At 59.9% G+C, this 12556-nt stretch carries 11 protein-coding genes and 2 pseudogenes; 5 read left to right on the plus strand and 8 right to left on the minus strand.

Annotated elements, in window-relative coordinates; genetic code table 11:
• Window positions 1-32 precede the first annotated feature (32 nt).
• Window positions 33-365: pseudogene (locus VSR68_RS42955) on the plus strand (hydroxymethylglutaryl-CoA lyase); the annotation flags it as partial.
• 224 nt (window positions 366-589) lie between these two features.
• Here VSR68_RS42955 and VSR68_RS39110 read toward each other — a convergent pair.
• The 6 genes from VSR68_RS39110 to VSR68_RS39135 all read right to left on the minus strand — a co-directional run bounded on the left by VSR68_RS39110 (window position 590) and on the right by VSR68_RS39135 (window position 6097).
• Window positions 590-1942, minus strand: coding sequence for an MFS transporter (locus VSR68_RS39110; protein WP_342944866.1), 1353 nt, complete (start codon window positions 1940-1942; stop codon window positions 590-592).
• Between the two features lie 209 nt (window positions 1943-2151).
• Window positions 2152-2538 (minus strand): nuclear transport factor 2 family protein, encoded by a 387-nt coding sequence (locus tag VSR68_RS39115; RefSeq protein WP_342944867.1) that lies wholly within the window; start codon window positions 2536-2538, stop codon window positions 2152-2154.
• A gap of 69 nt (window positions 2539-2607) precedes the next feature.
• Window positions 2608-3168, minus strand: a complete 561-nt coding sequence (locus VSR68_RS39120; RefSeq protein WP_013093496.1) for a carboxymuconolactone decarboxylase family protein — start codon at window positions 3166-3168, stop codon at window positions 2608-2610.
• A 163-nt stretch (window positions 3169-3331) separates the two neighbouring features.
• The gene (locus VSR68_RS39125) at window positions 3332-3577 is read right to left on the minus strand and encodes a transposase (RefSeq protein WP_342944906.1); all 246 of its coding nucleotides are present in this window, start codon (window positions 3575-3577) and stop codon (window positions 3332-3334) included.
• A gap of 88 nt (window positions 3578-3665) precedes the next feature.
• Window positions 3666-5189 carry a bifunctional 3-(3-hydroxy-phenyl)propionate/3-hydroxycinnamic acid hydroxylase gene (locus tag VSR68_RS39130; protein ID WP_342944868.1) on the minus strand — a complete coding sequence of 508 codons (1524 nt, stop codon included), beginning with the start codon at window positions 5187-5189 and terminating at the stop codon, window positions 3666-3668.
• A 56-nt stretch (window positions 5190-5245) separates the two neighbouring features.
• On the minus strand, window positions 5246-6097 hold the full coding sequence (locus VSR68_RS39135) for a fumarylacetoacetate hydrolase family protein (RefSeq protein ID WP_342944869.1): 852 nt from the start codon (window positions 6095-6097) through the stop codon (window positions 5246-5248).
• 190 nt (window positions 6098-6287) lie between these two features.
• On the opposite strand from VSR68_RS39135, the gene VSR68_RS39140 reads away from it, so the two are divergent.
• Together VSR68_RS39140 and VSR68_RS39145 are read left to right on the plus strand one after the other, a co-directional pair.
• Window positions 6288-6809, plus strand: coding sequence for a VOC family protein (locus VSR68_RS39140; protein ID WP_342944870.1), 522 nt, complete (start codon window positions 6288-6290; stop codon window positions 6807-6809).
• Window positions 6810-6972: 163 nt separating this feature from the next.
• A complete protein-coding gene (locus VSR68_RS39145) occupies window positions 6973-7785 on the plus strand; it encodes an IclR family transcriptional regulator (RefSeq protein ID WP_342944871.1) in 813 nt (270 codons plus the stop codon).
• Window positions 7786-8061: 276 nt separating this feature from the next.
• On the opposite strand, the pseudogene VSR68_RS39150 reads toward VSR68_RS39145, so the two are convergent.
• Window positions 8062-8504, minus strand: a pseudogene (locus VSR68_RS39150) (SET domain-containing protein).
• Window positions 8505-9526: 1022 nt separating this feature from the next.
• Between VSR68_RS39150 and VSR68_RS39155 the strand changes: the two are divergent.
• Together VSR68_RS39155 and VSR68_RS39160 are read left to right on the plus strand one after the other, a co-directional pair.
• On the plus strand, window positions 9527-9979 hold the full coding sequence (locus tag VSR68_RS39155; RefSeq protein ID WP_342944907.1) for a PA2169 family four-helix-bundle protein: 453 nt from the start codon (window positions 9527-9529) through the stop codon (window positions 9977-9979).
• 431 nt (window positions 9980-10410) lie between these two features.
• A complete protein-coding gene (locus VSR68_RS39160; protein WP_342944872.1) occupies window positions 10411-10659 on the plus strand; it encodes a hypothetical protein in 249 nt (82 codons plus the stop codon).
• A gap of 445 nt (window positions 10660-11104) precedes the next feature.
• Here the strand turns inward: VSR68_RS39160 and VSR68_RS39165 are convergent, their stop codons facing one another.
• The gene (locus VSR68_RS39165; protein ID WP_342944873.1) at window positions 11105-12484 is read right to left on the minus strand and encodes a nicotinate phosphoribosyltransferase; all 1380 of its coding nucleotides are present in this window, start codon (window positions 12482-12484) and stop codon (window positions 11105-11107) included.
• Window positions 12485-12556: the final 72 nt, after the last annotated feature.

Genomic DNA, 12556 nt, shown 5'->3' on the forward strand with positions numbered 1-12556 from the left:
GTGATGCGCGTGTGAGGCTTGATCGTTATGACGATGCAGGCATCCGCCATTTCGATGCGTCACTCGGCGGCCTTGGCGGCTGTCCTTTCGCGCCAGGCGCGAGCGGCAATATCTGCAACGAAGATCTCGTCCATATGCTCGATGCAATGGGATCCGCAACCGGCGTCGAATTGGAGCGTCTCATCGCCTGCGCTCGGCGCATGCCCGGCCTCGTTGGTCACGGCGTACCGGTGCAGGTGCAGCACGCGGGTGCGTGGGACCACCGCTTTCCGCCGCCCGCGGATCTGGAGGCGACGCGTGAACGCGCGCTCGCGCGCGAGTTGTCGGGTGACGCTTATCGTGCGATGCGCCCCGTAGTGGAGCGTTGGTCAACGCAGCAACCGGGGGCGACGACGCGAGCGCCCAACCTTTACGAAAATAATCCCGTGCGACCCGGCCGCTAGTCGGAGTGTAGGTCGTACGGCATTTGCACTTTTAATGTCTGAGACTATCCATCGGCGCCATGCCGCGCTGAATAAGCTTTTCAACGCGGAACCGCTGGCGCATCGTGAATTTCAGCAAACTCTGCTGCGATACAGGCCTTTCCCGCTCAAGTTTCCGGATTTTCCGCAGTGACGAGCGATTGCGCCGGAAACGTCGCGCTTGCCTGCCGATGCGACCTGGCGGTTATCCATACCAGGACGCCGCCTGCAGCAAACAAGGCCCCAAGTCCGATGAGGCCCGTGTCGAGCCGTCCGGTTGCTGCCTTGATGAGGCCAAGAGCGTAAGGCGCAGCAAAACCCCCGAGTTGTCCCAGGCTACTGACCAAGGCGATCTTTCCGGCAAGAGCTTTAGTGTTCAATTCCTTGAACGGAACGGCCCAGAAAAGCGGCATGCTGCCATACATGAAGGCGATGGCAACGGTCAGTTGCAGGATGACGAGCCAAAATGCCTGCACGTGCAGCGTGAGCGATGCCAGCGCGAGGCCGCCGAAGACAGTGCACGCTAGCAGGTGCCAGCGACGTTCCTGGCGGCGATCGGAGCTGCCCGAGATGATCGCGATGCCGATGCTACCGATCGCGTAGGGGACGGCGCTCCACATGCCGATCATGAAGGGATCGCGTATGCCGAAATCCTTCAAGATTGTCGGCAGCCAGAATCCAAAACCGAAATTGCCGCTATTCAACGTGAAGTAAGCAATCGCCAGGATATAGACATACGGGTCGCCGAACAGATCCCGGAACCGGATCTTCTCGGGCTTGCGGCTTACCTCGGGGCGCAGCAGTTCCTTGAGTTCCACCTTTTGCCCGGCATCGAGCCACCTGGCCTTGTCGATCGAGTCGTCGAGATAAAATATGGCGACGATGCCAAGAATGATGGAGGGAATCCCTTCCATCATGAACATCCATTGCCACCCGCGCAATCCGTATGCACCGTCGAGATAATGCATAATGGTCCCGGACATCATTCCGCCAACGATTCCGGAAAAAGCCGAGGTAACGAAAAACCATGAAATCACGCGGGCCCGATAACTTTCCGGGAACCAGCAGGAGAGGTAAAACACCAGTCCGGGGAAGAAGCCCGCTTCACAGGCGCCGAGCAGGAATCGCATGATGTAAAAATGCTCGGGTGTCCGAATCAGCATGGTCAGCGACGATGTCACTCCCCAGCAGATCATGATCCTTGAAAATGTTTCGCGCGCGCCAATTTTCTCAAGGTAGATATTGCTCGGGACTTCAAACAGCACGTAGCCAATAAAAAAGATCCCCGCGCCAAGTCCGTAAACGGCGTCCCCGAATCCAAGGTCTTGCTTGATCTGCAGTTGCGCGAAACCGATGTTGACGCGGTCGATGAACGCCATCAGCCAGCAAAGCAACAGAAAGGGAATGATCCGCAGCGTGACCAACCTTAGTAGCGGCGTGGGGCGCTCTAGTGGGGCGCTGGGTGTTGTTGGTGTATTCAACGTTGGCTCCTTGTGGGGCGAGGGGATGGTGATGCAAATATCCGATAAAGAGACTATTTGCCGCATTGGGACGAACCCGCCATCAAGAGACGATCGCACGCGTCTGCCGAGTGGCTTCACTCTGGTTTCGAACGGACCTTCGTAGACGGCGAGCCTATGAGGATGGCGTACGCCGAGATTCCGGGAGCCAAGGCGTGAGCCCAATGCACTCAGTCCGATAGGCGCCCTGAATGAAGGTATAGGAGCTTCCAGCCGGTCTCGCGTTTGATCCAAACCTGCGTGACGAGAGCACGGATGTTTATCTCCGAGCCGTCACTGCGGCGCTGCAACCATTGTTCAAGCTGGCCCGTCGTGATGACTAGCTCGGGGAGGAACCGGTACGCGAGAGACTGGGCACGCACGATTTTATGTGTCTTGACCTTGTCGCTGAGGAACGTGAGATATTCCGGCTTGTCGTGAACGTAGCCGGACGAATGGACGAAGGTCAGATCGTCATCCAGTAATGAGGCGAGCGTGAGCAGGTCTTCTGACACGGTAGCGTCGCAGCGCTGTTGCTCGAGCGCATCGACGGCGGATTTCACGGACGCGTGGTTCATGTAGATTCTCCTGGAAACGCGGCATGCGAGCTGATTGTCGGCAGGGCAGCTATCGGCCTTGAGGCTTGATCACTCTGGGAACGGCAGATCAATCTGCGAAGCTGTGCGAGTCTCAAACACGTTCAATGTCATTGCGACCAACGTGTAGTACCCAAGCAATCCCGTCAGATTGATGATGACGACATGGCCGAATCGATTCAGCGCTTGCGCGTACGTCTCGTTCGAGACGCGACGGGTCTCATTCAACTGCGTGGCGAAGTCGTAGATCAGGCGATCATCCTGGTCGTCAAACGTTGGCGTTTCGTTGCATCGAATTGACTCGGCAACCTCGGCAGGAAGTCCGGCTTTCAAGGCGATGGGATGGTGAATGTGCCACTCTGCCTGCGAGCGCCAATGCGCCGCCGTCACGAGAATCGCCAGCTCGGACAGACGCAGCGGTAACCCTGTGTCATAGCGGCAAAACGCGCCCAGCCGTTGCGCGCGTTGAGCGAATTCCGGACTATGGATCCAGCTTAAGAACGGGCCGTCCAAATTGCCGCGCGGGCCGCTCAGGATCTCGTCCAGCACGGCCACCTGTTCACTTGTCGCAATCGATCGGTCAAAAGCGGGAAGACGATTTGTTTCTTTCATAGCTATTCTGTCAAGAATGCACTATCCGTCGCTCTTGATGGACCGTCGGGTGCAAACACCATCCGAAGTCCGTAGGGCGAATCGTTCAATGTGCTGGATGTGCGAGCCGCTTGAACATCTCGCGGTCGCACACTGTTTATGATGAAAAGGTGCCAAGTTCTGTTCACATTCTCACGAGGGGTCCAAAGGCGCAGGCAAGCGAAGTAAGGGCGAGGTAGTTTCCCGCAAGCTTGTCGTAACGAGTGGCAACGCGACGAAAATGTTTGATGCGATTGAAGAAGCGTTCGACGATGTTCCGAGTTCGATACAGCACGCGGCTGTACCGACGCCTGGTCTTTCGGTTCGAGCGCGGATGGTGTTCACGAAGGCAGCGGCGCCGACCGGGTGGTGAGATAGCTCCATGACTCATCCAAAGATTGTTGGCTTCTTCGGCCAATAGGTGTGCGTGGCCGCGCTGTCTCGGTGGTTCAACGCTGTCTGCGCGGCGGCCGGGTCGGTTAAGCGGTGGCGGTTTGCAGTGCGGGGAATGCGTGCTCGAGCAAGCTGTACAAAGAAGCGGTGTCGTGTGCAATGCCATAGACGTAGCGGTCTGGGCGGATCAGCACCGCTGCGGCGCCCGTTGACGCTAACCACGTATTCACCGCGTCTGCATCGCAGACGATCTGGACGCCCGCCCGCTCAGCGCGCTCCGCAATGTCATCACATCCGGCGAGCAGCTCAGGCACCGCGACGAGCGCAAACCGATAGCCGACGACGTCATCCATCAGACGTCCGTCTGCCAGGCGCGGTTGGGGCGCGACCTGGCCCACCACGGCCGACGAGGATGCGTGGAGGTAGGCTCCGGGGCCGAGCTTCGGTTGCGGAGTGACGAAATGGCGAATCGCAGCGCTCATTTCGATGTCCTGGCTGGTCGCAGCCTCCGGATGGGTCGCCTGAATGACCGAACCAAGTCGCACCGCGGTTTCGATAAACTCGCGCACATGAGGCGAACGCTCTGATTCGTACGTATCGAGCAGCGTATCCGGCGAAGTGCCGCGAATGACGGCCGCGAGCTTCCAGGCAAGATTCGACGCATCGCGAATGCCGGCGGCCATCCCCTGGCCCATGAAGGGCGGTGTCTGATGCGCGGCATCGCCAGCCAGCAGCAATCGTCCGCGGCGCCAGCCGTTCGCCACGACCGAGTGGAAGGTATAAATCGCGGACCGCTCAAGTCGGGCATCGGCCGGGGAAATCCAGCGCGCGAGCTTATCCCACAGCCATTCGGGGGACGCAAGTTGCATCGCATCATCGCCCGGCATGACCATGATTTCCCAGCGGCGGCGATTTCCCGGACCACGGGTATAGGTCGTCGGGCGCACCGGGTCGCAATACTGAATGGAGAAATCACCGAGGTCGGGGCGCGGGGTGTCGAGCAAGACATCGACGACAACCCAGCGTTCATGCGATTTGAGATCGGTGAGTTCGGTGCCCATGAATCGTCGCGCAATCGAGCGCGCGCCATCGCATCCGACCACATAGCGAGCCGTCGCACGGCCAAGCTTGCCGCAGCTGGTGTCCTCGAAGCGGAGCTGGACGCCATCGCTGGTTTCGTCAAGCGCAAACACTTCGTGACGCAGCCGTACGTCGATGTTTGCCTGACCCGCCAGGCGATCGCGCAACGCGTTTTCGAGGTCGGGTTGATGAAATTTGTAACTGGCGCACCAGCCGTGCGGGCCAATGCACGTGGGGCGTGACCAGTCGATAAGGAGTTGGCCGGCGGCGTTCACGAATTTCATGCCGGGGCCGACAAACAATTTGGGAAGCAGCGTGTCGGCAAGCCCTATGCTCTGAAACACCCGCATGCATTCGCCGTCAAAATGCACCGCGCGGGGCAGCGCAAAAATGTCCTTATCTCGCTCCAGCACGAGTACCCGCAAGCCTTCGATCGCCAGTAAGTTGGCCAGCGTCGCACCAGTCGGGCCGAGGCCGATGATCGCGACATCGTAGCCGCATGCGTGCATCGAAATGGTTTTATCTGACATGTCTACATCCACTTCATGAGGCGCCGGAGGCGCGGGTGGGCTTCCGGCAACGGTCTTTATGCTTCGTCGGCGATCGGATTGGAGAGCACGCCAATCCGGTCGACTTCCACTTCGACCTGGTCGCCAGGCTTCATGAAGAGGGGCGGATTGCGCTTTGCCCCGACGCCGCCGGGCGTGCCGGTGACGATGACGTCGCCCGGCGCGAGCGGCGTGAAGGTCGACAGATAGGCAATCTGTTTGGCGATGCCGTGAATCAGCATCTGCGTGGTCGCGCGTTGCACTTCCTGCCCGTTCAGACGCGTGACGAGCATCATGAGGGCGTTCGGCTCGATTTCGTCGCTCGTCACCATCCACGGCCCGAAGGCGCCCGTGCGATAGAAGTTCTTGCCGGGTCCCCACTGGGTGGTGTGACGCTGCCAGTCGCGCACCGAGCCATCGTTGTAGCAGGCATACCCGGCGATGTGATTCCAGGCGTCGGCTTCAGCGATGCGCCGCCCACCCCGCCCGATGATCACGGCGATCTCACCCTCGTAGTCGAATTGCTGAGACTCGGGCGGACGCAGCATCGGCTGTCCATGGCCCACTTGCGAAGCTGGAAGCCGCATGAAGATGACCGGCTGCTCGGTGGTTTCCCGATTGGTTTCCTTGACATGCTCAGCATAGTTGAGCCCGACGCAGAAGATCTGCTCGGGGTTGGGAATCACCGGCAGCAGCGTCACTTCCGACAGCGGGTAGTCGCCCTGATCACCCTGAGCCGCTTGGGCGGCCTCACCCAGCGCGTTGGCGGCAATCAGTGCCTTCAGGTCGGCGTAACGGCCGTTCAGCCGCTTGCCGAGGTCAATCACGCTGTCGCCGCGAGCGACGCCGAAGGAGGGGCCTTGATGGGTCGAAAAGCTGACGAGTTTCATTGACGATCCAAGAAGATAAAAATCCGGTTAGACCAGCGCTGGCAACGTCAATAAAGTCGTAAACTTATCGTATTTTGATAATGAACTATGTTCAACTGTGGGCGCAACGTGTTTTTCGTTAGGGTTTATCACTACCGGAGACGAGCATGGACGGTATGAAGAAAGCGCGAGCGGGCTGTCGTTAAGCCATATGGGCTTCTACGTGAGCGATATGGCACGGGTGGAAGACTTCTATTCGCGGGTGCTGGAGTTCACCGTGACCGATCGCGGGACGCTGCAGACGCCGCACGGCGAAGTGCGGCTGGTGTTCCTAAGTCGCGATCCCGCGGTGCATCACCAAATCGTGCTCGCAAGCGGTCGACCGGAGCACCTGGCATTCAATCCGATAAATCAGATTTCACTCGAAGCGGACAGCCTCGACACGCGCAGGCAGTTTCACGCGCGCTTCGTCTCGGAAGGTCTGGAAGAGATCAATCCCGTCACACATGGCGACGCAATTTCGATTTATGCGCGCGACCCCGAGGGCAACCGGCTGGAGCTCTTCATCGATACGCCTTGGTACGTCGACCAGCCGATGCGGGTGCCAGTGGACTTCGACTTGCCTGACGCACAACTGATGGCGGCTGTTGAGCGCCACGCGAGCGGGCTGCCGGGATTCAGGCCGCGAAGCAATTGGCAAGCCGAGATGGCTGTGCACATGGGCTTTGCATAATCGAGTTGCTTGCTCGGTTGGCGGTCTACCGGGCAAGCACAAATCGCCGGCCGTGAAAGACAGGCTGTCGGGCGCGCCCGAGCGTTTGCCGTGAACCGGGAAGCCCGGCGGGAAAGCGCGCGAGTGGCATAATCCGCTCACATAGAAGGAGCTCAGCGCGCAGATGTCGAGCATCACCCGGCTTTTATCCATACTCGATCTGTTTTCGGAGGCCAAGCCATTCTTGTCCGCCGAAGATGTCGCTGCTGAACTGGAGTGTTCGGCGCCAACGGCTTATCGCTACGTGCGTGAACTCGTGGATGCGGGTTTGCTCGTCCGGTTCACGGGCGGAGAGTACGGGCTCGGCCCTCGCATAATCAGGCTGGATTACCGCCTGCGTGCTTCGGATCCGCTGCTGGCAATCGGCCAGCCGATCATGCACGAGTTAAGCGAGCATTCCGGCTTCGATGTGGTGATGTCGCGCTGGTACGGAAACGAGCTTGTTGACACACATCGGGAGACGTACAACGCGGCGCTTGATCTTCGATACGGCCGCGGCCGACCAAGACCTCTGTTTCTCGGCGCCGCTCCGAAGGCGATACTTTCGACCTTCCCGAAGGCCAAGCTCGCGATCCTGTTCGAACAATATCCCGAGGACATTGCACAGAGCGGCCTCGGGACGACGCTTGAAGAGTTTCGGGCTTCGCTGCTCAAAATCCGACGGGCGGGTTTTTATCTCTCAAGAGACGAACTGGAACACGGGGTTTCGGCACTCGCGTCGCCGCTATTCACCGACGACTCCAGTGAAGCGGTCGGATCGCTTGCGTTGATCATCCCGACTCAACGACTCGAGTTCGCTAATCTCGAGCGTCTCGTTGAATCGCTGCGGGAGGCCGCGGCGCGAACTTCACAACGCACGCGGGCGGCCATTGAAAGCCGTGGAACTGCAACAGCTTCGCTGTCGCACACCGTGTCGCCAACCAGGCGTTCGACATAATCCACGGCCATATGCGCCCATGATCGTCCGTCCAACTTTCGAAGGGCCGCTTCAAGACCGACCTGAGACGGCCACCGGGCATTCGTGAACGGCAGGAACGGGTCGCTAAGAGGCATCCGGATTTCCCAGGAGCAGCCATTCGCTGTGGCGTCGCATTCGCACTGACATCGACGCGGTGGCGAAGGTCTGTGAGAGTATGAGTCGCGTGTGGCCGAAAAGAATGTCAGCAAAAGCGGGATGGTATGGGGATGGGCAAAAGCGCGTTGGCCAGGTGTCCTAGTTGCCTGCCGCACCGAGCATCGACTGCCGGCACCCGGCAGTGCCGCACCGGCACGCGTACTGTTCCCTGACTTCGTCATTGAGTTCGCCGTCGATGACCAGCGCGTAGTCGATGAACAGCTCATGGCCGGGCGCGATGTCGGTTAGCGCATGAATGAACACGCGATCGCCCGTCTCGATTGCCTCGCAGTTCGGGGCACATGCGTGGTTCAGGAAGCGGGCGCTGTTTCCACCGCGGCTGCCGTCAATCACGCGCCCGTCGGACAGGCCAAACACAAACGTGTGGCCGGCCTCGGACCGCTGACTCCCGGCGGCGCGCTGCCAGCTGGTCACTTCACCCTTGTACTCGATGGCCGCTCGCCGGGGGCGATCGGCTGCAGCGCAAAGAGCCCCTTGCCATGTACGGACGAGGGTCGTGCTGTGATGCGTTTCAGTCGCATTGTGTGTCGTTTCCCGCCAGCCGGGTGTGTCCGGGATCGTGATTCCGGTTCTGCTGCGAAGCATACCGCTGCCATCGTCCGTATTCAACAAGGCGTGCCGGTTCTCATGCAACTAACCGTCTGGCGTTCTAGCGAACCGACCCGGCTTCGCCAAAATTCAGTCAGGCAGGGAAGCGGGGTGCCTGGTAGCGCCCAAAAGGAGGGCATTCTGAAAGTGTGTCTTGCTTCCGAAACGCTGGTTGGGAAGCCATGCTGAATACCTTCGTCACGAAGATCTCCAGTGAGCAGGAAGTGGCGAATTTGGTACGCCGCAAAAGCCAAATAGCGCATGACGTCCAGCATCGCTGCAACTTGACGCGAGGAGGGCGGCAGTTGCGGCAGTCGCCGCTGTAATCGGAGGGCCGCGCGCTAGCCGTTAAGAAAATCAGGTCGAAAACCCGATTGCGCATGCCTGTGACAGTCGATTGTTGCCGCCGAAACGGGCCCGGCGCGTAATCGTGCACCCGTTCATCCATGTTACCGGTCGCTCGTCAAGCCCTGGGCGCGCGCGAGATCCGAAGTCGCTCCTGCATTCCGTGAAAGAGATACGGGTGCAATCGTCCGCGCCGCATTGGACAACAGTGGGCGACGACACCTCGATGGCACGGACGTACCGGTTGCGGGATAGCATTTCAATTCGATGTAGATGCACTACGAGACGAAGCGGAATCGGCCGCAAGTATTGATGGCCCGAATCGGCGCGTAGTCATTCGCCGCTAGCCACCTCGTCAGCGATGCTACTCAAATGCGCCGTGCGAACCTGTTCCCAAGTTGTCCATTATGAACGGAAACATAGATCATGGCGGCGAGCGGACGATGCGGCGATGCAGGCTGCGCGTTCGCGTGGTTGCAGCTCGACATCCGCTTCGCGATCGGTTCTGCAGTGTGTCGCTATCGTTCGCTCCATGGACGGTGCGGCGCCTGACAGGCATGTCGGGTGCTGAAGGGTGGCGTCTCACGCGTCTACCGATGGGAGCGGACCTATGAAGGCTAATATCATTGCCCTGCTGAACGAGTTGATCGAAACGTCGAAAGACGGCGAGCGCGGATTTATGAAAGCTGCCGAGGAGGTACGGCACGCGAGCTTGAACGATGCATTGCTCGAAAGTGCCGAACTCTGCTCGCGTGACGCGCGCGAACTGCAGGACCTCGTGTCAGAGCTTGGCGGCAGGCCTAAAAGTGACGGCAGCGTCGCCGGTGTGTTGCATCGCGGATGGCTCGGTTTGAAGTCCGCAGTCGGCGGCCGCACCGATCACGCGATCCTTGACGATTGCGAAAAGGACGAAGATGCCGCAGAGAAGCGGTTTCACGATGCACTTGAGCAGGATCTGCCTGCTGATGTGAATGCTGTGGTCGAGCGGCTTTATCAGGGCGTGGCACAGGATCACGATCGCATTCGCGCGGTGCGCGACCAACATGCGCCCGTCAAAGCCTGAATGCGGCTGCCCAAGTGGGGATGCGATCTCCGTTCTGATGATTTCGGGCAGTTCGTGCTTCTCATGCGTGCCGAGGCAGGCATCTGGCCCGCCCTATGCGGTGAAACGCTGTCTGAATGGTCAGGGAAACGTCAACCACCTCGATTACGCACAGATGGTAAAAACTCCCAGCCATTGTCGGATGGCGAGCCGTTGCCGGGAAGCATACCGGTTATCCGAATCCCGTGAAGAACCGCCGACGTCCAACTGAGGAAAATCATCGGGCACACATGCTGCGTGAGTCAAACCGGTTTATCTTCAGCGCAGGCGTGCTCCTGGGTCACCAGCATGGTCTCGCCCTTCGCAAAATAATGCCGCGTTCAGTCACGACACCCGATCCGGATCCAACAGCTGCCAGAGGCGGTAACGTGCTATCGCCACGAGAACCCATCATGATACGCGCCACTACTCGCACGTTTGGCGTTCGCTGTCGTCCTGGACGGTTGCAGGTCATCACACTATGGCAGGTCATCGGTCAGTACGCGTCGCACGTGAAGCGCTGTCGCGCGGTGGCGAATAGCGGCGCGATCTACGAAGAAATGACGGTAATCCTCACGTGGGTCCCGGACGACGCGCTGGTCGCCATGGCAAACCGTCTTGCCGCGCTGCCGTGGGTGCTCGACGTATGGTTCTGCCCTTGATCGACCGGTGGATCCATGTCTCCTCGGCGAACGCCAGACTGTGCCCCATTGGAGCACCATCGCGTGCGACGATGTCGACATATCGGGCGCAATGGTCTGGCTACGCCGCGGCGAGGTCAGGCTCCGGCATCATGCGGAGCAATCCTCGCGGCCATCAAGCCTTGACACGACGGCAAGCCATCTTGCGGGCTTGCGCTGAAAATTACGAGGATACCTCGCGATCTCCGCCACGCTGTACGACGCGTCGTCATTTCGCGCGGATTTGAAGGGCATCGTCGGCAGGTATCGGAGACGTCCGGGCGATATGCTCTGCGGAGTCCGCCGCTCAGTCGCGCACACACTGTCAACGAAGCCCCGCGAATTCTTCAGTTGGCGGAGACTACGACAAGCGCGGCGCGAAGTCCGCGTTCAAACAGAACGTCGCACCACGTCCCGCTCTCGCCAGTTAGCGATCTGGAGTAGTCGCGGGCGTCATCGATCTGTCCACTTCACGTGTCAGCGCGCGCAGCGGCTCGGCGATGGTGACGGTGTATGGCTTTGTGCCGTTCATCGCTCGCAGCGCCGCAGGCAACGCTTCAATCTGAGCCTCGCAATAGACGCGAGCCTGATCGAGCGGCTCTGGCGGCCGGATGCGCTGCCCCGCCATGATGACCGGTCTGAGCAGCGCCATGCCATCCTGTTGATCTGTTGCGAGGGTGAGCACATCGTGCAGCAGGTGGCAGCTTTCATCCGCGTATCGATATACCTGCTTTCGGCCCGGCCACGTGGCCTTGTGCTCCGAGCGTTTGCGCCGCGCCCGACCGGCATATTCCTGCAGCTTGTAGACACAGTCGAGGTATGGTGCGTCTGCCGATGTGCCCACATGGGTGCCGACACCATAACCATCGATGGGTGCGCGTTGCCGTTGCAGTGCTTCCAGCCGGTACTCGTCCAGGTTTCCGCTTGCGAATATCTGCGTCTGCCGCAGTCCGCCCGCATCGAGGATGGTGCGCACGCGCCGCGCGTGTTCACCAAGGTCGCCACTATCGATCCGTACGCCGCGGATCTCGATGCCTTCGGCCCTGAGCCGGTGGGCGAGCGCAACAACCTTGCTGGCAGCGGCTTCCGTATCGTATGTGTCGATCAGCAGCGTGTTGTTTGCCTGGGCACGGGCGAATGCCTCGAACGCATCCAGTTCATCCTCATGCACCTGAATGAACGAATGCGCCATGGTGCCGAACAACGGGATGCCGAAGCAGGCGTTCGCGGGAACAGTTGCGGTGCCGGCAAATCCTGCCAGATAGCTGGCGCGCGCCGAGAGCAAAGCCGCTTCTGCTCCATGCGCCCGCCGCAGGCCGAAATCTATCACAGGCCTGTTCGCCGCGGCCTGCACACAACGGGCAGCCTTGCTGGCAATGAGCGTCTGATAATGAAGCAGATTGAGCAACCGGCTCTCCACCAGTTGGGCCTCGCGCAGCGGCGCAGCAATCTGGAGCAACGGTTCGTTCGGAAAGCAGACTGTACCTTCTGGCATGGCCAGGACGTCGCCGGTGAAGTGCAGATCGGCAAGCGATGCAATGAATGCCGGGGTAAATCGCCCGGTTCGATGCAGCCAGTCGCGTTCATCGTCGCGCAGATGCAGCGCGGTCAGATATTCAATGGCCTGTTCCAGCCCCGCCGCGACGAGAAAATTGCGCCGCGGCGGTAGCGTCCGGACAAACAGTTCGAACACAGCAAGCCCGTTCATGCCACGATCGAAATAAGCCTGCAGCATGGTGAGTTCATACAGGTCGGTTAGCAACGCACCGTCACAGGACGGCACGCCAGATGCGTCATTTATCGGCATACGTTCCTCCTGATGCTGCGTGCAAGCGTGCTTGTCGCTCGCCTACACGTGTCATCTGCCGACCCTCGTCAT

Origin of the sequence: Paraburkholderia phymatum (assembly GCF_038900715.1) — a bacterium.
GTDB classification, from domain to species: domain Bacteria; phylum Pseudomonadota; class Gammaproteobacteria; order Burkholderiales; family Burkholderiaceae; genus Paraburkholderia; species Paraburkholderia phymatum_A.

Coding starts and splice junctions, on each gene's coding strand:
- VSR68_RS39165 (WP_342944873.1), bottom strand. CDS start 12,484: ATGCCGATAAATGACGCATCTGGCGTGCCGTCCTGTGACGGTGCGTTG.
- VSR68_RS39135 (WP_342944869.1), bottom strand. CDS start 6,097: ATGAAACTCGTCAGCTTTTCGACCCATCAAGGCCCCTCCTTCGGCGTC.
- VSR68_RS39145 (WP_342944871.1), top strand. CDS start 6,973: ATGTCGAGCATCACCCGGCTTTTATCCATACTCGATCTGTTTTCGGAG.
- VSR68_RS39155 (WP_342944907.1), top strand. CDS start 9,527: ATGAAGGCTAATATCATTGCCCTGCTGAACGAGTTGATCGAAACGTCG.
- VSR68_RS39125 (WP_342944906.1), bottom strand. CDS start 3,577: ATGAGTCATGGAGCTATCTCACCACCCGGTCGGCGCCGCTGCCTTCGT.
- VSR68_RS39160 (WP_342944872.1), top strand. CDS start 10,411: ATGATACGCGCCACTACTCGCACGTTTGGCGTTCGCTGTCGTCCTGGA.
- VSR68_RS39130 (WP_342944868.1), bottom strand. CDS start 5,189: ATGTCAGATAAAACCATTTCGATGCACGCATGCGGCTACGATGTCGCG.
- VSR68_RS39120 (WP_013093496.1), bottom strand. CDS start 3,168: ATGAAAGAAACAAATCGTCTTCCCGCTTTTGACCGATCGATTGCGACA.
- VSR68_RS39115 (WP_342944867.1), bottom strand. CDS start 2,538: ATGAACCACGCGTCCGTGAAATCCGCCGTCGATGCGCTCGAGCAACAG.
- VSR68_RS39140 (WP_342944870.1), top strand. CDS start 6,288: ATGGGCTTCTACGTGAGCGATATGGCACGGGTGGAAGACTTCTATTCG.